Annotated in this window: 13 protein-coding genes; 6 read left to right on the top strand and 7 right to left on the bottom strand. The window is 42.8% G+C overall.

From position 1 onward, the window contains the following. The first annotated feature begins 125 nt into the window (after positions 1 to 125). From J7I42_RS18835 to J7I42_RS18815, 5 genes are all read left to right on the top strand, one after another. A complete protein-coding gene (locus tag J7I42_RS18835; protein ID WP_209140393.1) occupies positions 126 to 3,422 on the top strand; it encodes a tetratricopeptide repeat protein in 3,297 nt (1,098 codons plus the stop codon). Beyond that, positions 3,419 to 5,347, top strand: a complete 1,929-nt coding sequence (locus J7I42_RS18830; protein ID WP_209140392.1) for a DUF3857 domain-containing protein — start codon at positions 3,419 to 3,421, stop codon at positions 5,345 to 5,347. Before J7I42_RS18835 ends, J7I42_RS18830 begins: the two co-directional genes overlap by 4 nt. A gap of 8 nt (positions 5,348 to 5,355) precedes the next feature. Further along, complete coding sequence (locus tag J7I42_RS18825) at positions 5,356 to 7,326, top strand: DUF3857 domain-containing protein (RefSeq protein WP_209140391.1); 1,971 nt, start codon at positions 5,356 to 5,358, stop codon at positions 7,324 to 7,326. Positions 7,327 to 7,709: 383 nt separating this feature from the next. Next, positions 7,710 to 8,696: a T9SS type A sorting domain-containing protein gene (locus J7I42_RS18820; RefSeq protein WP_209140390.1), complete on the top strand. Its 987-nt coding sequence runs from the start codon at positions 7,710 to 7,712 to the stop codon at positions 8,694 to 8,696. A gap of 133 nt (positions 8,697 to 8,829) precedes the next feature. Then, positions 8,830 to 9,306 carry a group II truncated hemoglobin gene (locus J7I42_RS18815; protein ID WP_209140389.1) on the top strand — a complete coding sequence of 159 codons (477 nt, stop codon included), beginning with the start codon at positions 8,830 to 8,832 and terminating at the stop codon, positions 9,304 to 9,306. 97 nt (positions 9,307 to 9,403) lie between these two features. Here J7I42_RS18815 and J7I42_RS18810 read toward each other — a convergent pair whose 3' ends face one another. Then, positions 9,404 to 9,766, bottom strand: coding sequence for a helix-turn-helix domain-containing protein (locus J7I42_RS18810; RefSeq protein ID WP_209140388.1), 363 nt, complete (start codon positions 9,764 to 9,766; stop codon positions 9,404 to 9,406). A gap of 418 nt (positions 9,767 to 10,184) precedes the next feature. On the opposite strand from J7I42_RS18810, the gene J7I42_RS18805 reads away from it, so the two are divergent. After that, complete coding sequence (locus tag J7I42_RS18805) at positions 10,185 to 10,778, top strand: toxin-antitoxin system YwqK family antitoxin (RefSeq protein WP_209140387.1); 594 nt, start codon at positions 10,185 to 10,187, stop codon at positions 10,776 to 10,778. A 19-nt stretch (positions 10,779 to 10,797) separates the two neighbouring features. On the opposite strand, the gene J7I42_RS18800 is transcribed toward J7I42_RS18805, so the two are convergent. The 6 genes from J7I42_RS18800 to J7I42_RS18775 form a co-directional block, all read right to left on the bottom strand. Continuing rightward, positions 10,798 to 12,108, bottom strand: coding sequence for a glycosyltransferase 87 family protein (locus tag J7I42_RS18800; protein WP_209140386.1), 1,311 nt, complete (start codon positions 12,106 to 12,108; stop codon positions 10,798 to 10,800). A 129-nt stretch (positions 12,109 to 12,237) separates the two neighbouring features. Continuing rightward, positions 12,238 to 13,296 (bottom strand): lipocalin family protein, encoded by a 1,059-nt coding sequence (locus J7I42_RS18795; protein WP_209140385.1) that lies wholly within the window; start codon positions 13,294 to 13,296, stop codon positions 12,238 to 12,240. Continuing rightward, the gene (locus J7I42_RS18790) at positions 13,283 to 14,479 is read right to left on the bottom strand and encodes a glycosyltransferase (protein WP_209140384.1); all 1,197 of its coding nucleotides are present in this window, start codon (positions 14,477 to 14,479) and stop codon (positions 13,283 to 13,285) included. Before J7I42_RS18790 ends, J7I42_RS18795 begins: the two co-directional genes overlap by 14 nt. A 166-nt stretch (positions 14,480 to 14,645) precedes the next feature. Beyond that, the gene (locus J7I42_RS18785; protein WP_209140383.1) at positions 14,646 to 15,740 is read right to left on the bottom strand and encodes a DUF695 domain-containing protein; all 1,095 of its coding nucleotides are present in this window, start codon (positions 15,738 to 15,740) and stop codon (positions 14,646 to 14,648) included. A 59-nt stretch (positions 15,741 to 15,799) separates the two neighbouring features. Then, the gene (locus J7I42_RS18780; RefSeq protein WP_209140382.1) at positions 15,800 to 16,564 is read right to left on the bottom strand and encodes a LytR/AlgR family response regulator transcription factor; all 765 of its coding nucleotides are present in this window, start codon (positions 16,562 to 16,564) and stop codon (positions 15,800 to 15,802) included. Beyond that, a complete protein-coding gene (locus J7I42_RS18775) occupies positions 16,561 to 18,321 on the bottom strand; it encodes a sensor histidine kinase (RefSeq protein WP_209140381.1) in 1,761 nt (586 codons plus the stop codon). The genes J7I42_RS18780 and J7I42_RS18775 overlap by 4 nt, the downstream gene beginning before the upstream one ends. Positions 18,322 to 18,579: the final 258 nt, after the last annotated feature.

Below are 18,579 nucleotides of genomic sequence, written 5' to 3'. Positions count from 1 at the left end.
TTAAAAATACCGAGGTCTAAGAACGCTTTGGCCGGAATCCTTATTATATAAATATTCCATTTGAGCCATTTCTTTTTTACCAACTTCATATATAACTTCACCTGAAGAAAAGGTAAAATATACCCATGAACCGACATCTAACCCTGTTCACCGTACTCTGCCTTGCCTGCCTGTACACTACAGCACAAGAAAATAATCCGCTTATAAATTCTGCAGAGGCCATTCAGGCCGGCGTCAAACTTTTTGATGATGGTAAATACAAGGAAGCGTTGAAGGAATATGAACGGGTAAAAGTTGGCGACACCAATTATGTAATGGCATTGTATGAAATAGCGATGACCTGTTCGGCCGATAGCCAGTATACCCGGGGGATACAGGTGTGTAAGGAAGCGCTTTCTCTTAATACAGAGAAAGAGCGTAGTCCTGAACTCCTGGTGCAATACGGCAACCTGCTCGATTATGATAACCAACAGGAACGCGCCCTTCAGCTATTTGATTCGGCATTGGCCATTTACCCGGCCTATACAGGTTTATATGTAAGCAAGGGCACTACATTCATTCGAATGAAAAAATATAAAGAAGCCGAACAGCTGTTTAAGCAGGCATTGCTGATAAACCCTTTTTCCGCAAGTGCCCATTATAAACTGGGCGTTTGTGCATTAAACCAGGGTAATGTAGTGCCGGCCTACCTGAGCCTGATGGCCAATATCATTATGGAACCCGATGGCAGGTGGTCTGCTAACGCCATTAATATGCTGGATGATATTGCAAAAAACAAAGACTATGTGGTAGAGCTGGTGAATAATCGCAAGGAAGAACAGTCAGAGAACTTCCGTACAATTGAACAGATCGTATTGTCGAAAATTGCACTGGACAACAATTATAAATCCATCATCGAGCTGAACGATCCCATTTCAAAACAATTACAGGTGATCTGTGAAAAACTTGACTACGATGAAAACGACCCTGATTTCTGGATGCAGTTCTATGTTCCCTTTTTCCGCAAAGCATTTGAAGAAAAGAAATTCAATAACCTGGTGTATTATGCCTTTTCGGGCGTAAATATCCCGGCCATTAAGGAGTACAACCAGAAGCATAAAAAAGACCTGGAAACATTCGTTACAGAAACGGTGGAGTACTTAAAGCTGATAAGGGCTACCCGCGAATTACAATTGGCTAAACGGAATTACAAAGGTGCCTGTTTTTATTTTCAGAACGGTCAATTGATAGGGAAAGGAGTGAGCCCCGACAATGGTACAACCCTCACCGGCACCTGGGAATTTTATTACCCCTCGGGAAATAAAAAGGCTGTCGGTACCTACAATGAAAAAGGGGAAAAGGAAGGCTCCTGGAAATATTATTATTTTACCGGGCAGTTAAAGGGCGATGAAATATACCATAATGGCAAACAGGAAGGAAAGGAAACCTACTTCTATGAGAATGGCCTTGTTTCTTCCTCCGTTTATTATAAGGATGGGCAGCCCAATGGCGAGCACTTTTTTTATTATAAGAACGGCGCCGTAAAGACCATTGAACAAAAGGAAAATGGAAAATTGACCGGGAATAAAAAAGTATTTACAGAAAGCGGGGTTTTGCAATCTGTGGCCATGTATACAAATGGCAAAAAGAACGGGCCATTTAAAAGTTATTATGCTAATGGGGCTGTAGAACTGGAAGGCAGTTATGCTGAGGAACAGTTGACCGGCCCTTATAAGGCTTACTTTGAAGATGGAGTAGTGTCATTGGTGGCGCAGTATGATCAGGATAATCTGGTGGGGGAATTGAAAAAGTTTCATGCCAATGGAAAACCTAAAAGCGTGGAAACCTATAACAATGGTGTGCTGGAGGGGGAATACGTTTCCTACTACGAAAACGGCCAGGCATATACCCGCTATACCAACAAAAAAGGAAAGGTTAACGGGGATGTACAGTATTATGACAAGGACGGAAAAATGTATTCGATCCTTACGTTTGATGATGATAAAGTGAGAACAGCCAAATATTTTGATAAAACGGGAAAACAGATCAGTATTTCCGAAACCAGTAAAGGCAGGCTCAACATGCTCGCTTACACGCCTGAGGGCAATAAAAAAGTGTTAACCCCATACAATACAAAGGGTATAGTGGAAGGCTCCCTGGTGTATTATTATGGTTCCGGTAAGGAAAAAGAGACCAATACTTACGCCAATGGTGAGTTGAATGGGGAAGCGGTTACCTATTATAGCAATGGGCAAAAAAAGATCACAATTAACTATGTAGCCGATAATAAAGACGGTTATTATATTTCCAGGTTTATACATGGTGGTAAAGAAGAGGAAGGATGGTATAAAAATGGACAGTTAGAAGGAGAATGGTTCAATTATAATGAAACAGGAAGCCTTATTACCCGGTCGAACTTTTTGAACGGTGAGTTGAATGGATTAAAAACCGGATACTGGCCAAACGGTAAAAAAGAAAGCGAATACCTGTACGATATGGGCGTTATGCTTGAAATGACCGAATATGATACTACAGGCAGGGTAATAAACCAGGTAAAGCTGAAAAACGGCTCTGGCAAGCTCACCTCCCTGTACGTGAATGGGACCATCAACAGTGTAGGGTCTTACCGGTATGGAAGCCTAGACGGCATATATAACTATTATTATTTCGATGGCTCTGCCAAAGCGGTTGCATACTTTAAAATGGGTTTGCGCGACAGCATCTACCGCGCCTTTCACTTTGGCGGCAAGATCAGTACAGAAGGCCTGTATAAAATGGGTGATAAAGTGGGTACCTGGAAATATTACCGGGAAGATGGGAGTCTGTCAAGGGTAGAGGAATACAAATGGGGCCGGCTCCATGGAAAACGGACCTATTACTTTAAGAATGGTAAAAAGGATGTAGAAGTAGATTTTGAGAATGGCGATCGCCGGGGTTTATATAAGAAGTATTCAGAAGAAGGCGCCCTTGTTTATCAAACACGATTTGATGATGACCTGATGGTGGGGTATTCCTATCCGGGTAAGAACAATGAATTGGTGCCTGAAATTCCCCTGTCAGGTGGGAACGGTCAGTTCAAGCCCCTGTTCCCCAACGGGAATGTAGCCATCGATGTAATGTATGTGGATGGAGCGCCAAACGGACTTTATAAATTCTATCATCCCACCGGCAAGATCATGGTAGAGAACGCCGAGAACTATGGTAATACGGAAGGTATTTTAAAAGAATACTATACCGATGGTACCCAACGTTCCGTCTCTAATTACCTGCACGATAACCTGCATGGCAATTGCAAAGAATATAATTCAAAAGGAATATTGGTGGAAGAAAGGAATTATTACAATGGCGACCTGCATGGTGAGCAGCGCTATTTTGATGACAATGGAAAATTAAAAGAAGTTAGGACCTATTATTACGGACAATTATTGAGTATTAAAAAATGAGAAGTGAAAAAAAGGTAAAACAAATACTTTTATCGACTGCGCTGGGAGTGTTGTGTACAACGGCCTTTGCCCAAAATATGGAGGACCTGAAACGCCGCTTTCCCGGTGATGAAGCTGTTATGCTGCATTCATCGGCCCAGTATAAGATCAGGATCAAGGATGGTGAACCTTATGTTGAAAGCAAGGAAAGCCAGCAGTTGATGTACCTGTCGGCCAATGCAGCTGCCTATCTGGGCCGTTACGGTTTTGGCCATAGCAGTTTTCACCAGGTAAAAGAATATGAGGCCTTTACCCAAACGGCCGATAACAAGAAAATAAAAGTAACCAATTTTAAAACCAGCAGCAGTAAGTCGGATGGGGTGTTTTATGACGACATGCAGGAAACCATGTTCGACTTTCCCGCCATTGGACAGGGGGCTACCGGTAACCTGAACCTGCAGATCATTCATAAGAACCCGTACCTGCTTTCCCCGCACTACTTTGGTCGCAGCATTCCGGTGGTGGATGATGAACTAAAGATCTCCTTTCCCAAAGATGTAACAGTAAAATATGTTCTGAAAGGACAGGACACCGATAAGATCAAGTTTACCCAGGATAGCAGAGGCGGGGAAACTATTTACACCTTTCAGGTAAAAGATCAGCCGGCTGAAAAGGGGTATGCCGATGCCCCAGGCGCGGCTTACTATACCCCGCATGTTGTTTTTTATATTGAGAAATATAAAAACGGCAACGGCGATGAAGTGACGTACCTGTCAGATACAAACGACCTGTACAAACTGAACAGCAGTTTTCTTAAGGATATCAATAAGGAAGCAGGACCAGAACTAAAGCGATTGGTTGATTCACTTACCATAGGAATTACAGACAATGAACAAAAAGCCAGGCGTATTTACAGTTGGGTACAGGGTAATATAAAATATGTTGCCTTTGAAGATGGGATGGAAGGCTTTGTTCCCCGCGATGCCAATTTTGTTTGCAGCCGGCGTTTTGGCGATTGTAAAGACATGAGCAGTATTCTTACCATGATGTTGAATACGGCTGGCGTACCCGCTTACTATACCTGGATAGGCACCCGGTCACTGCCATATACCTACCGGGAAACGCCTTTGCCCATTGTGGATAATCACATGATCTGCGCCATACAACTAAAGAAAGGCGAGTTTATTTTCCTAGATGGTACCGACCCTACCTGTGTTTTTGGCATTCCTTCTTCCCACATTCAGGATAAAGAAGCGCTGGTTGCCATGGGGCCCGATAAATACAATATTGCAAAAGTGCCATCGCCCGCAAAAGAGACCAACCAGCTGGTGGATTCCTGTTTTATGCAATTGACCGACAAAGGACTTACCGGCCGTATCAATATGCAAATGAGCGGCTATTATTCCATGAGCATGCATGGCGTATTGCTGTACGTAAAAGGAAAAGACAGGGACGATTATATGCGCAGCCGTTTTGCACGTGGTTCTAACAAATTCCAGCTTACCAGTTATGAAACCGGCGACCTGAGTGATAAAAACAAAGTTACCCTCACCGGTAAGTTTGAGTTACAGGATTATGCCCGTAAGATCGGTGATGAATGGTATTTGAATATCAACCTGCTGAAATTGTATGAACACCAGGAAATAGATTATCCGCGTCGTAAAATGCCGGTAGAATATGATTACCGGTTCATTAAAAAATACGTGACAGTGCTCACCATTCCTGAAGGCTATGCGGTAAGCTCCCTGCCACAAAGCAAAACCTTTAAGAACGATGTCTGGGGTTTTTCGCTGAATTATGAGCAAAAGGGAAATACCATCATTCTTACCCAGGAATTTTACAATGATCATTTGTTGTTAACGGCCGACCATTTTAAAGCCTGGAATGAAGTGCTGGAGCACCTGTTCCCGTTGTATAAAGAATCAATCAGTCTTTCAAAAAAATAAGACCTTACATGTTACACGTGTACAAACAAGTAATAACGGCCTGTTTTCTGATTTGTAGTGTGCCCGTTTTTGCCCAAACCGCCCCGGTGCTGGAGCAGGAAGAATGGAGCAGCCAGTATGGGATCCAAACCCTCGATAATAAATACGACAATGAATCTGCTGTTATCCTTTTTGAAAAAAGACGTATTGAATATGTGGATGTAAATAAGGATATAGTAGCTTATAAAACCTACCATACCCGTATTCATATAAACGATGATAAGGGCATAGAAAATTATAATAAGATCTATTTGCCCGTTGCCAGTAACGACGATATCGTTGATATAAAAGCGCGCACCGTATTGCCGGGCGGTAAGATCATTGAACTGGATAAAAAGAATATCAAAGACCTGAAGGAAGACGAGCAGCTGTATAAGATCTTCGCCATGGAAGGGTTAATAAAAGGCTGCGAGGTGGAATATTATTATATCTATAAAGCCAACTTTTCTTTTTTTGGCCGCGAAGTATTGCAACGTTCCTTCCCTATACTTGATTCAAGGGTTGAAGTGGTGGGCCCCGACCGCCTGGTCTTTGAATCAAAGGGCTATAATCAGGTGAACCCTTCTGCGGATACTGTCATTGGTAAAAAGCGCTTTCTTACCGTGCATCAGGAAAACATCCCCGGCGCCAATAATGAAAAATATGCGGCCTTAACTGCCAGTTTGAAAAGGGTGGAATACAAGTTGTCCTATAACAACAGTAATGTAAGCGCCGCCCGGTTATTTACCTGGAACGAACTGGCCAAAAGGGCCTATTCCATTTATGGTAATTTTTCAGAAAAGGAACTAAAGAAAGTAGATGGCCTCATCAATAGCAATAACTGGAAGAACAGCGGCAATGAAGCAGCCACTGTTATAGCGGTTGAACATTTTCTGAAGACGAATATCGGCACGCGTGACGATATTAATGAGCCAAATGCCGAGAACATTGAATGGATCATTAAAAACAAGATAACCAGTTACCAGGGCATTGTACGCCTGTATGGCGCCATATTCAAACAACTGGGCGTAAATCATGAATTTGTAATGTGCGGTTCGCGCGACGATTTTGCTGTTGATAGATCATTCGAAAACTGGAACAACTGCGATAACCAGTTGATCTATTTTCCCAAACTAAAGAAGTTTATTGCGCCAACCTCCATAGAAATGCGTTACCCATTGTTCAACCCATCCTATATAGGCACCAATGGCGTTTATTGTAAAAACACCGTGATTGGTAATTTTACAACTGCGATAGCCGATATAAAACCCATCGTGGGCGAAGATTATACGCAAAGCAGTAATAATATTGAAGCCAGACTGCAATTGAATAAAACCCTGGATACGCTGATCGTGAAAAGCCGTCAGTTGTATTCCGGTTATTCTGCAGTGTTCTTCCGTACCAGTTTTAATTTTTCTTCTGAAGAAAATCAAAAGGAATTGATGAAGGAGCTGGTGAAATTCGGCACCAGTTCAGAAAAGGTGATCTCCTCTAAAATTGAAAACAAGGAGATGGAGAATTACCAGGGTAACAAACCTTTCATTCTCGATATGGAAGTAAACGCCAGCGAACTGGTTGAAAAAGCTGGCAATAAAATACTGGTAAAGATCGGCGAGATCATTGGGCCCCAGGTGGAGATGTATCAGGAGAAACCGCGGCAGTTTGATATGGATGTAAATTATCCGCACGTGTTGGAAAGGACCATTGAATTCACCATCCCCGATGGATATAAGGTAAAGAACCTGAATGACCTTACTATCAGCAAGGTTTATAAGGATAATAATGAAGTGGCCATGGGTTTTGAATCTTCCTACACGCAGGAAGGTAATGTAATAAAAGTGCATGTACTGGAACAGTACCGGAAGATCCAGTACCCGCTGGCCTGGTACGAAGACTTTAAAAAGATCATCAATGCCTCAGCAGATTTCAATAAGGTAACCCTGGTATTGGAGGCGAAATAGTATGGGAGAAGAGTTGACCAGTTGATCAGTTCGCCAGTTAACGAAGGGTCGAAGTCCGTTTTTATCTTATTATAAATGCCGTTCCGGCTTTATCGGAACGGCATTTATATTTCCATCTGGCCCCAGGCAGGGCTTTCTTTCCAAATTATATAGTAAAATCCCGATTTGGGACGGTCTTCACATTGTTTATGACTCGTAATTCCACCTCCGCCATTTTAATTTAGCCACTAAGGGTTTTTTCATTTAGTTGTTTTTGAGGCTATTATCTGTCTATCGGCAAGCCACTACCGATAAAAACCAACCACTTTCCACCCCGTGCCAGAAATCAGGTATGCCATTGGATTTATCTACTGCGAATCATTTGAACACAAAAAGTTTACCTTATGAAACAGATCTACACAATTATCGCCATCCTCTTCATCACTTTTTCTGCTGTTGCACAAAGCAGACCGGTGATCACTTTTTCTGTTGCTACTGGCGACTGGTCAGATGCTTCCAGCTGGAACCTGAACCGCATTCCCACGGATGGCGATTCTATCGTTATCCCTCAAAACAAAACCGTATTATTCGATAAAAAGGATACGCTGGCCAATGTGTATATAAAAGTGATTGGAACTTTTATAATAAAGCAAAAGTTGAGATTGAGTGCTTCTTCTGTAATAGAATTAGCGGCAACAGGTAACCTCAGAACATGGAATGTTAACCGCAGTAATGAAATTATTTCAATTGGTGGCGTGATAAAATACGATCAAAATGCAGCTGCTTCCATTCTCGGAATTGCTTTTGCCGCCAGCAATACAGGTATTTCGCCTAATGGTTTTAGCGTAAGTATTCTGCCCGTAGTGTTTAACGGTTTTTATGCAATAAGAAACAATAATAATGTGGTGCTGAACTGGAGCACTGCCATGGAACATAACAACAAAAATTTTGAAGTACAACGCAGCTTTGATGGCAGCACCTGGACGGTGATAGCTAGCCTGGCAGGCGCTGGTAATTCTGATAACATACAACAGTACAGTTATACCGATAAGAATATGACTACGGCCGTTGCTTACTACCGGATCCGTCAGGTAGATATAAACGGTGGATATGAATATTCAATCGTAAAAACGGTCCGCGCCAATGAAGCAGCTCCGGCTACAAAGATCTATGCAAATGGTAATACAGTGAATGTTGAATTTAATCAGGACTTAAAGAATACCGTAACTGTACGTGTTATTGATATGAATGGCCGGGTGATCGGTCAAAAAGATAACCAACAGGCTTCTTACCGCATGACCATCAATATAAGCAATCATATTACCGGAATGTACCTGGTGCAATTGAACAATAATGCAGGATGGAATGAAGTGAAGAAGGTGATGCTGTAACAGGGTTTTGTATCATGAGAAAGTAACTTTTGCCCCGACTTATCGTCGGGGTTTTTTATTTGTAGCCGCATTTTAGATATTCAAGTGGTAATAGTTAACGAGAGGCATTCAGTAAATTGCAAAAAAGTATATAATGAAAAACGTTCCTACCTTATTCGAATGGGCAGGTGATCAGGAAACCTTTGATGCCTTATTCAAATCATTTTATGATAAAGTGTTAAAAGATGATCTCCTGGGTGACGTTTTCAGGAATATGTCACCGGAGCATGTAAAACATGTATCTCACTTTGTTGCAGAAGTGTTTGGGGGTGAAAAATTATATTCCCGGGAAGGCGGTAGTCATGCAAAAATGATCGGCAAGCATATTGGTAAAATGCTTACCGAAGAAAAGCGACAACGATGGGTAAACCTGTTGTTGCAAACTGCAGATGAGGTAGGCCTTAAAAGCGATCCTGAATTCCGTTCTGCTTTTGTTGGTTATCTTGAATGGGGGAGCCGGATAGCGGTGATCAATTCCCAGTTATCAGAAAATCCCATGCAAAATGCCGAGCCCATGCCCAAATGGGGTTGGGGTGAAACCGGCGGACCTTATTTGCCAGGTAACGAGTAATGCCTGTTGCTATACAGTACTGGCAGGACCTTTCCTGTCAGTACTGAAAACTATCAGGTAACTGCAATTGTATTTGCATTAAATAATAGCAATAGCCTTAATGCTGAACCACATCGTTCTCGTGGTCTTTCTTCCACTGAATAGGCGTTAGGCCAAATTCATTTTTAAAGGCTTTTATTAAAGCGCTTTTATCCTTAAAGCCGGTATCTATGGCTACCGATTTAAGTGGCCTGTCTTCCAATAACAATATTTTAACTCTATTCCAGAGAAAATCACAACGGTATCTGAAAGCCCCTTTATTAAACAGGTGCTTAAAGCCTGCCTTTAGTTTCTTTTCTGGCAGATCAACCATTTCAGAAAGAATTGGAATAGTATAATGTTGCTCTATCTTTTCAGTGATGATCTGGGCAGCATTACGAACCTTCTGTAGGTCCTTCAGGGAAAGATGAACTTGATACATGGGAAAGGTTTAATAATTGCACAATCAGGTTTATAATGTAAGGTGCGGTTTAAAGCAGGTGGTTATTCAAAGGCAACATACTAACGGTAACCGGTTACGATGCAAGTGAAATTTAGGAAATATGGTTTGTTCACCGTTATGAAATCAGAAAAATATTTTGACACACGATCAGTGATAGATAACCGAGAAAATTAGATAAATCGTTTGTGGTAGCGAGATGCTGTTGATACTTAATGTAATGGAATGGTATATTGCTTGGTTTGTACAATTCAAAACATGCACCTTTATCCCAAATCAAAATATTTTTTTTGTTCTCTTCCTTGTTTACTTTTGTAATTCCCTCGCAAACCTGCTCCTGAAACAGTATAAAACATCCGCGCCTTTGTGAAAGATTTTCTAAACTGCTAATTCTAACCAAATGCGTAGTAAGTCAACCACACTTTGCTTTCTTTTGCTGTATTTGGGCGCTGGATGTAAAACAGGATATGATCTGGAAACAGATGCCCTGACCAGGTTTACACTGCAAAAATCTGATACGATCTATCATTTCCAGGCGGTTAAACCAGCTGAAAAGAATCCCAAGGTTAACCAATCTATTTTTTATTACTGGTTTCGGCCCGATACCATTCTGGTAACCCGGGGCGGTTTTGATGGCAAATTGCTGAATGGAGAGTACAAGTCATTTTATCCCAACAAAAATTTAAAGGAAAGCGGCCGCTTTAAAGCTGGTTTAAAAACCGGTGAATGGAAAAGCTGGTATAGCAACGGCGAACTACAATCCGTTACAAAATGGCAAGCCGGTAAAAAAGAAGGCAAATTTCAGGAATTCACCCCCGATGGTGATAAACAACGGACCGGTAATTATAAGAAGGACAAACTATCTGGTTATATAACTACTTATTCCGGTGGTACCGAAGCATATAAAGAAAAGTACAGGGAAGGGGAACCGGTTATTAAAAAGGAGAAAAGCGATTCCCGAAAAAAGAAAGCCCCGGATGCTGCACAATATTAAAAAACTGCCTTCAATGATCCTATTCTGCGAACAGCTTCCTGGTTAAACACAACCAAAGTAGCGCCTGCAATATCAGGTATTCGCCTATGGTGTGTTCCATTTTTATGATGTCTGAATTGATCATATTTAACAACAGACCAGCCAGCAATACCGCATAAAACCATTTATTGACTGGTTTGTAAACCGACGCCGCCAGTAATACGGGGAAGAGCCATTGGATAGTGTAATGCTGGTGTCGGTGAACAGGCGAAAACAGGTCTACCACCATATACAGGCAATACCCAAACAGGGCGGCATTGGGAAGGGTTAACAGATTGTACTTTTTGCGTGCCAAAAAGAATACGGCCAGTAATGCCGCTATTGATAGCAGACAAAGCAAATTCAGGTAAACAAGCGGGAGGGGGCGTTTAAAAATTAGTTTGTAAATAACAAATACATTCCCGTTTTCAGTATGCCACCCGAGTTGATTGATCTTGTTCTCTTGTTCAATCTTATCTAAATCCCAGCCTTCATAAGCACGGATCTCATTTTCAGGATGATGCTGGGCCTGCAATAGGCCGGCGGCATCCTGTTGATGTACGTTGATCGATGCTTTAATACCTTTGGCATAATCCTGCCAGTAAGTCCTGTTACTTTGAAAGGAAAAGTATATTGCTGGTATCAGAATGATCGGAACAATATAGGTCAGCAGGTATTTTCTGCTAAAGCTCCCTGCCAGAAAAAGCAGGGGTACAAAAAAGATGACTGCATTCGGTCTTATCAAGACCAATACAACGGAGGCCAATCCTGCCATGCCCGCAGCAAGGAGCTTGTCAGGTCTGGTAAAACAGTAATATATAATGGTAGCCAGTAAGGGTATCAGTACATAAAGCTGCCCCATGGCAATATGCATCTTCCAGGCTTCTGTAAATAAGAAAAGGGTGAAAAAAAGCAAGACAGCTATCCTTTGCGCATTGTTTTTGGCGAGCAGGTAACCCAATAATCCGATAAGCAGTATGGAAATATATTCCAGCACAAACCAGATATAGGAGATGGTGCGTTGTTGGAGGTCTGCTATTGGATATAATAAGGTATGAAAGAATGGGGAGGCCGTAATGTTGGAAACGCCTGTATAGGCCATGTTCGCTCCATCATAATAACGGGTAGTATCGCCTTTTTTCCATTCAAAAAAATAGGGCGACAACCCATCTTTTTGCATGCGCGCTCCCACAATCCGGTTTCGAAGATCAGAGGTGCCCATATTTTCATATAACAGGCTTTTTTTAAGTTGGAAACCCAGGGCAAATAAAAAACAACAGACTGCGAGCAGTAGCGGTTTTTGTAAGGTCATAAGGGAGCTGTTTTTTTGTATGCTTGTGGTTACCAAGACCTTCAAATATAATGCATTTCCTGAAAGCGGGGAGGTGTGAGGGAAATAGCGGTGAGCCTCCGCTAAAGGCGGAGGCTCACCCTTGTAGATTTAACTTCTTTCAAAATATCCCAGTCCATTTACTGTTCTCTTGCCAAACCTGCCGTTTACTTGCACCCGGCCTTGCCAGAATGCGGGTTTATCAACAACGGTGATAAATTCCTGATCGGGCAGGGGAGCGTGAATGTCAAGATCAATATAATATTCTGCAATGGTTAGCTTCCATTGTATGGGATAAGCTATAAACGTGCGTGCGCTGGTCCAGGTATTGCGGGGCAATAACTGACAATCAGCGAGGGGAGCGGCGTTCCCTTCCGGGTCAATGAGAAAGCCCCACCGGCCAACCGGTTGTTTATCGCTATCGAATAATGCGGGTTGTTTATTGGTATCGAATAATTCGTAGGTTGTTATCTGACAGCTGTTATCTAATTGAATGGAGAACCAGTTCAAGGACAACTGTTGTTTTTTGGCTCTGGCGGTTTTGGGTTTGCCAAATTGATGATCGTACCAGCCGCAACCTTCCACCTCTAACGGGTCTTCGCCGGGAAGGGTAATAGTGCCGTTCACTTCGCAGGCCGGAATAAAATAATAGAACAGGTCTTCCCCACGGGGGCCGGTAACCACGCCATTGCTCCCATGTAATACCGGGTTTACAAAGGGCATAAAATTCAACTCACAACCAACACCGGTTACCGGGTTGTGCAGTTGAAGCGTGTATTTTCCTTCCTGTATTTTTTGAAAGCTGTTATGGTCTATTGCCAATTGCAAAGTGGAATTGTTAAACTGGGCATCGGCACGATCGGCCAGGGAGCAGGGATGGTATTTGTTCGTATCGGTATCAGTAAGCGCCCAGAAAACGGAATGTGTATAGATGGCTTCGCCGGTTTGTTCGTCTTTTCCTATAACCGTTCTGGTAAAGGAGGCGAACAGGGAAAAATGCTGGCCTTTTATGGTTGCCAGATGACAGTTCTGGTTCCAGCATTCAAGGGTCGATGAGTCGTGTGGCAGATCATGCTTGGCCAGGTCAAGCGGGTTGTAATTGGCTGGCCAGTCTGCCGGTTGTTTTTTTGTTCTTTTCTTTTTTGTTTTTAAAGGGTTAGGCTGTGACATGTAAATAGGGCTTATGTATCTGGTTTAATTTTCCAATCTTTTCTATAAACGCCGCCATTTGATAAAGTGCCTGGTGATGGTATTCATCCATCTGTTCTTTGAAAACCGGGTTGTTTACAATTTCATTGACTGAAGCAGCTATTGTTTCTGGGGTTGACGCTACTATACCGGTTTTTGCCTGTTTAAGCCATTCTTCATTGGCTTTTTGTATAGGACGCATGCCTTTGCTTTGTTGTACTATCAAAGGCGTTTGGGTGATCAGGGATTCTGTAATGGTCATGGTGCCTGGTTTGCCAATGGCAAAATCGGCCAGGTGCAGGTGGCGTAAAGGCGTTTTTGGTAAATACGTATATACAGCTACAGGGAATGGCAGTTTTAACGCCGTTACCTGTTTGTATAATTTCTTGTTCTTGCCGCACATGATGATCAGGTTCAGGTGGCGGTGTTGTTGGGCCAATGCCTTTGTAATGGCCACTATGCCGCGGGAACCCTGTGCACCAAATGACAAAAAGCCAACGGGCCATGAGGGGTTCAATCCTATTGCTCTTAATTGTTCATTGCGATTGTGCGGAGTGCATTCATAAGCACAAATACCAACGGGCATACCATCGATGCGGAAGCGTTCTTTTTCGGGGATACCAGCCTTGGCAGCCTGTAATTGCAACCGGGCGCTGCCATTCAGGTAATGCTGTTTCACGTTTGGTGTAAACCAATAGTTACTGCGCGCTTCTTCAAAATCAACCGGCACAGTAATGCATTGCACGTCGGGGTTAGCCAGCTGGGCACTGCGATAAAGTACCGGATTATACATAGGCGTAACAGACACCACCATGTCGGCTGGGGACGATTTCCAGTATTGGGCTATTTTTCGGATGCCTCTTTTACCTACGAGGTTGTGGCAAAACAGGGACAGGTCGATCAATTTTTTCAAACCAACTACACTGTCATTTCTCAATTGCCAGTTAAAGAACCTGATGGCAGTACGAACGAACTTTCCGAAGAGGGGATGATGATCGAATATCTCAGCGATATTCACCAGGCGTACATGGCAATTGGGATTGCGGGTCTGTAATACGTCTTTTAAGGCTGTAGCGGCGGAGTGGGGGCCAGAGGCCGCTTCGGAATAAACGATGGCAATTGTTCCGCACGCGTGCGGAACGGTTTTCATACTATCTGCTTGCATAGGCTAGATATTAGATATTGGATTATGGATTTTAAACAACTGCCGGCTCGGACAGTGGGTTATTGTGATAAAAAAAGCTGATTTGGATATTCAACAATTTTTATATAAAGTAAATATAGTAATTATACTTTGTTGTGCAACTATTTACGATGAAATGTTTCTTTTCTTAGTTAGACATAAACTTATTCAACGATTGCCAGTACTTATCTTTGAAAACATCATATGTTATCGTGAGTCTGCCGTTATATTCCTTAATCAGCTGATGCAGTACTTTAGAAGGTTTCCTGAAGTCCTTACAGGCAAAATAGACCGTTCTTTTGTTATTGGCAGTCTCCCTGGCTATGTTCAGGTAACCTTCAAAGTCTTTTAGTTCATGCATTACCTCTTCTTCAAAAACGGCCATTAACTGGTAACTGTCATTATCGGGTAAGCCATTTCTTTGGGTACCATCGTAGGTAATGTCAAAATGAAGGATCCAGGGATGTGATGCTTTGGCGTCCCATTCCAATAACGTGGAGTTCACTACTGCAACCAGGGGCCAGCCTTTGGTGGTTTGCGCTTCCAGCCCGGCATAGCTATCACATTCTGTATCGTGCCGGTGGCCATCATATTTTTCCAGGAACTCCTTTTGCCGCCAGATCAGGAAGTCTTTTAGCTTTTCTATAGGGATCAGTTCCTGCCCCGGTTGATGCTCACCTGCTACCGTAAGATTATCGATGGTTACAACTGAATTGAGCTCGCCCAGGGTATTATCGAGAAAAATATAGGTGCCATTTATGATGGTTGTTTCATCTTCCTTTTTATAATCCTGGTACAACACGGTAATATCAATTTCATCGGGATAAGCCGGATTATCATTTGAATAGAATGATAAATGGTCTTTGTCGAATACGTACCCTTCCATTTTTATCCGTACATCCATCATATCCAGGGCGGGTTTCAGAGCGGTGAACTTCCAGCCTGCAATGGCCGGGGCGGCCTGTATGATCTCTTCTGCAAATACAATGTTTTTTATTACGCCATCGGGTGTAATGATCAGCTCGGCGGTATGCTCGTCGTACATACCCGCAACCAGGAATAAGCCTTCTTTTAAGTCATGTAATTTTGGCGAGAGTTTGTCAAAAAGGTCCTTCTCAATACGGGTGCCGCCTGTTTTTACAGCATTGAAATACATTTTTTCATGCTGTTGAAACCAGTTCCAGAAATCGGCATAGGTATGTATGGGTGCTTTTTTACTGAATAGTCTTTTTAAAAAGCTCATTTATCCTGTTTGGTTTATATATAAACTCAGGTACCTGGTGATTATTGTATATGATACGTTTACAGATACCGGAAGCTTTTCAGAAAATCATCTTTATAATTCCGGCCAATAGGGATCTGGTGCGGCCCAATAATAATTTCCTCTTCGTTAAAGCTGTCGATATTCTTGATGTTTACAATAAAGCTGCGGTGAACACGCACCAGCGCCGGATGATTGAATTTTTCAGCTATGTATTGTAACGATACCCGTAAGGTTATCTTTTTATTGACAGTAACCAGTTTGATGTAATTGTTATCGCTTTCAGCAAACAACAGCTCATCTATAGAGAACTTGTTGAACCGGTAATTATGTTTTACAAAGAAATAGTTGTTGAAGAAAAGCAGGGTCTCTTTATTGACTTCTTCCTTTGTGGTATCTGTTGGTTGGGGATCGGTAGGTTTACCCGGAACGGCAAAATTATGAATGGCTATCTGTATGCTGGTATGCAGGCTGTCATTATTGAACGGCTTTACCAGGTACGCCGAGGGGTTTACTGCTTTAGCCCGGTTTACATATTCATTTTGCGAAAATGCGGTGAGAAAGATGAGCGGCACTTCCTGTATCTTTTTCAAGGCGGCGGCGGTCTCAATGCCATCTTTGGCCCCTTTGATATTAATATCCATCAATACCAGGTCAGGTTTTTCTTCGGTATACAGGGAAATGGCATCGTCGCTGCTGGCAGCAATGCCAACAACCTCATAGCCTTCTTTTTGTAAGCGCATCGATAGGTCCAACGCTACAATGGATTCATCTTCCACGATCATGATCCTTACTTTGTCGTTCATGCTTGTACTGGTTTAACAGGAAATGTAAAAGTAAATACAGAACCGGTATCGCAATTCATTTGCATGGTCCCTTCCAGTTGCTGGGTGAGCGAAAGTATGAGCTGTCGCCCGAATGAGGTGGAATGTTTCCAGGCCTTTTCTGTAAGCTCCCGGCCATTGTCGCCAATAGCTAACTCCAGCTTATTAGTCTGTTCCTGTAATGAAATATACAAGGCAGGGCTGGTTACATTTTTATAGGCATACTTGAAGGCATTGGTCACCACTTCATTCAGTATCAGTCCCAGGGGGATGGCAATATCGGCTTCCAGCTCTTTTATTGCTATCTGTAATTGCAGGTCAAAACTGTGTGCTTTATAGCCATAGGCGTGCATCAGGTTCTCTGATAATTCGGCAATGAACTCCTGTATATTTACCCGGCTGGTTGTTTTTGTTTGATAAAGTTTTTGGTGTATCAGGCTCATGGCTTCTATCCGGTGCTGACCTTCCATCAGGGCTTTTTGGGCCAGGGGATCGTCGATCTTGGCGCTTTGAAGATGCAGCAGACTGCTGACGATCTGCAGGTTGTTTTTAACCCGGTGATGCAGTTCTTTCATCAGATAATTGAGGTGTTCTTCCTGTTTTCTTATTTTTTTATTCTGTTGCCAAACCCAGAACAGCAAACCCAGAAAGATGGCCGAAGCGGTGAAGGAGCTTAATAATAATTTTTTGCGCAGTCGGTTCTGCTGGTCCAGGTCTTTTATCTGGGCATCTTTTTTACCCGTTTCGTACCGGGTGGCCAGTTCCTGGGCATGACCGCTGATGATCTCATCATCGCGGGTCTTTTTTAGCTCATTGTATTTTTCAAGGGCTGCGCTGGCTGAATCATAATGGTTCAAACTGAATTCCAACAACGACCGGTTGAGGTAATAATCGATGAGGTTGTCTTTGCCGGGCGATGTAAGTGTTATCAGGCGCCGCATACTATCGAGATATTGGGCTGCCAGGGCATGGCGTTGGTCGCCATGTCGCATATCCAGACTGGCAATGACCGTATACACAAGCCCTTTTGTAACCTGTGTTACTTCGGGATCGCTTAAGTAAGGCTGCATACTCGCCACTGCCTGAAAAGCCCTGGGGTATTGCTTCAACCCATTATAGGAATTGATGATCTGCATATACGACCGCACAATGATGTCTTTAAAATTGGCTTTTCGGGCAAACTCAATGGTTTTGTTGTGATAGATCAGCGCGCTGTCGTAGTGTTTGAACGAATTAAAAATGTTGCCGATATTGGAAGAGGTGGTAGCCATTTCGTACAGGTTGTGCGCGGCCTCAGAATAAGCCAGCGCTTTTTTATAAACCTGTACGGCATCGGTAAAACGATTGCTGTTCCGGTATACGTACCCTAATTTCCGGTACAGGGCAGCCAATACATCGGGCGGTAACGTGGCGCGTTCACTCAGTTTTAGACCTTTTAAGGCGTAATCGAGAGTAAGCGCATTGTTATCCTTTATAAGATAAACGGCGCTTTTAGCGGCGTATACCATGGCCAGCGAAGTATCGTTGTTACTATTTTCGGCAATGGTTTCGGCTTTATTACTTAAAAGCAGGGCGGTATCGGGTTTTTGCAAAACAAAAATGCAGACAGCATCTGTTAACAGTTTTACCTGTTGCACCGGGGTAGCAGCCTTTTTATAAGCCAGCAGCAGGCTGTCGGCTTGTGTGCGCCATTTCTGGGCAATGCAGTAAGGGGAGAGGAGTATTATTAAAATAAACAAAACCAGGCTTTTACTACGCGGGATCATCAAATAAAAGTAGCATAAATTCCCGGCTTCCCTCAAATGTGGGTTTATTTATATGTGTTGGCTGGTGGCGTTAATGGCGTTCCTGTCGTATGTGGATTACATAAAAAATGATCCCGCTCAATTCGGTGCCCCCGTTTTTAACTTATAGTTTTCAGCCTGAACGCCTTACCGAGTCCTGAAAAAGTACGGATCAGCATAATAAAAAATACGGTTGTTGAACAAGATCGGATA

This window comes from Niastella soli (assembly GCF_017742245.1).
Classification (GTDB): Bacteria; Bacteroidota; Bacteroidia; order Chitinophagales; family Chitinophagaceae; genus Niastella; species Niastella soli.
The sequence above is the reverse complement of the archived record's forward strand: the minus strand, read 5'-3'. Positions and strand labels throughout refer to the sequence as shown.

Excerpts from the sequence above, each read along its gene's own strand:
- J7I42_RS18810 (WP_209140388.1), bottom strand. The coding sequence starts at position 9,766 with ATGTATCAAGTTCATCTTTCCCTGAAGGACCTACAGAAGGTTCGTAAT.
- J7I42_RS18790 (WP_209140384.1), bottom strand. The coding sequence starts at position 14,479 with ATGCAAGCAGATAGTATGAAAACCGTTCCGCACGCGTGCGGAACAATT.
- J7I42_RS18825 (WP_209140391.1), top strand. The coding sequence starts at position 5,356 with ATGTTACACGTGTACAAACAAGTAATAACGGCCTGTTTTCTGATTTGT.
- J7I42_RS18830 (WP_209140392.1), top strand. The coding sequence starts at position 3,419 with ATGAGAAGTGAAAAAAAGGTAAAACAAATACTTTTATCGACTGCGCTG.
- J7I42_RS18785 (WP_209140383.1), bottom strand. The coding sequence starts at position 15,740 with ATGAGCTTTTTAAAAAGACTATTCAGTAAAAAAGCACCCATACATACC.
- J7I42_RS18835 (WP_209140393.1), top strand. The coding sequence starts at position 126 with ATGAACCGACATCTAACCCTGTTCACCGTACTCTGCCTTGCCTGCCTG.
- J7I42_RS18815 (WP_209140389.1), top strand. The coding sequence starts at position 8,830 with ATGAAAAACGTTCCTACCTTATTCGAATGGGCAGGTGATCAGGAAACC.
- J7I42_RS18795 (WP_209140385.1), bottom strand. The coding sequence starts at position 13,296 with ATGTCACAGCCTAACCCTTTAAAAACAAAAAAGAAAAGAACAAAAAAA.
- J7I42_RS18800 (WP_209140386.1), bottom strand. The coding sequence starts at position 12,108 with ATGACCTTACAAAAACCGCTACTGCTCGCAGTCTGTTGTTTTTTATTT.
- J7I42_RS18780 (WP_209140382.1), bottom strand. The coding sequence starts at position 16,564 with ATGAACGACAAAGTAAGGATCATGATCGTGGAAGATGAATCCATTGTA.
- J7I42_RS18820 (WP_209140390.1), top strand. The coding sequence starts at position 7,710 with ATGAAACAGATCTACACAATTATCGCCATCCTCTTCATCACTTTTTCT.
- J7I42_RS18805 (WP_209140387.1), top strand. The coding sequence starts at position 10,185 with ATGCGTAGTAAGTCAACCACACTTTGCTTTCTTTTGCTGTATTTGGGC.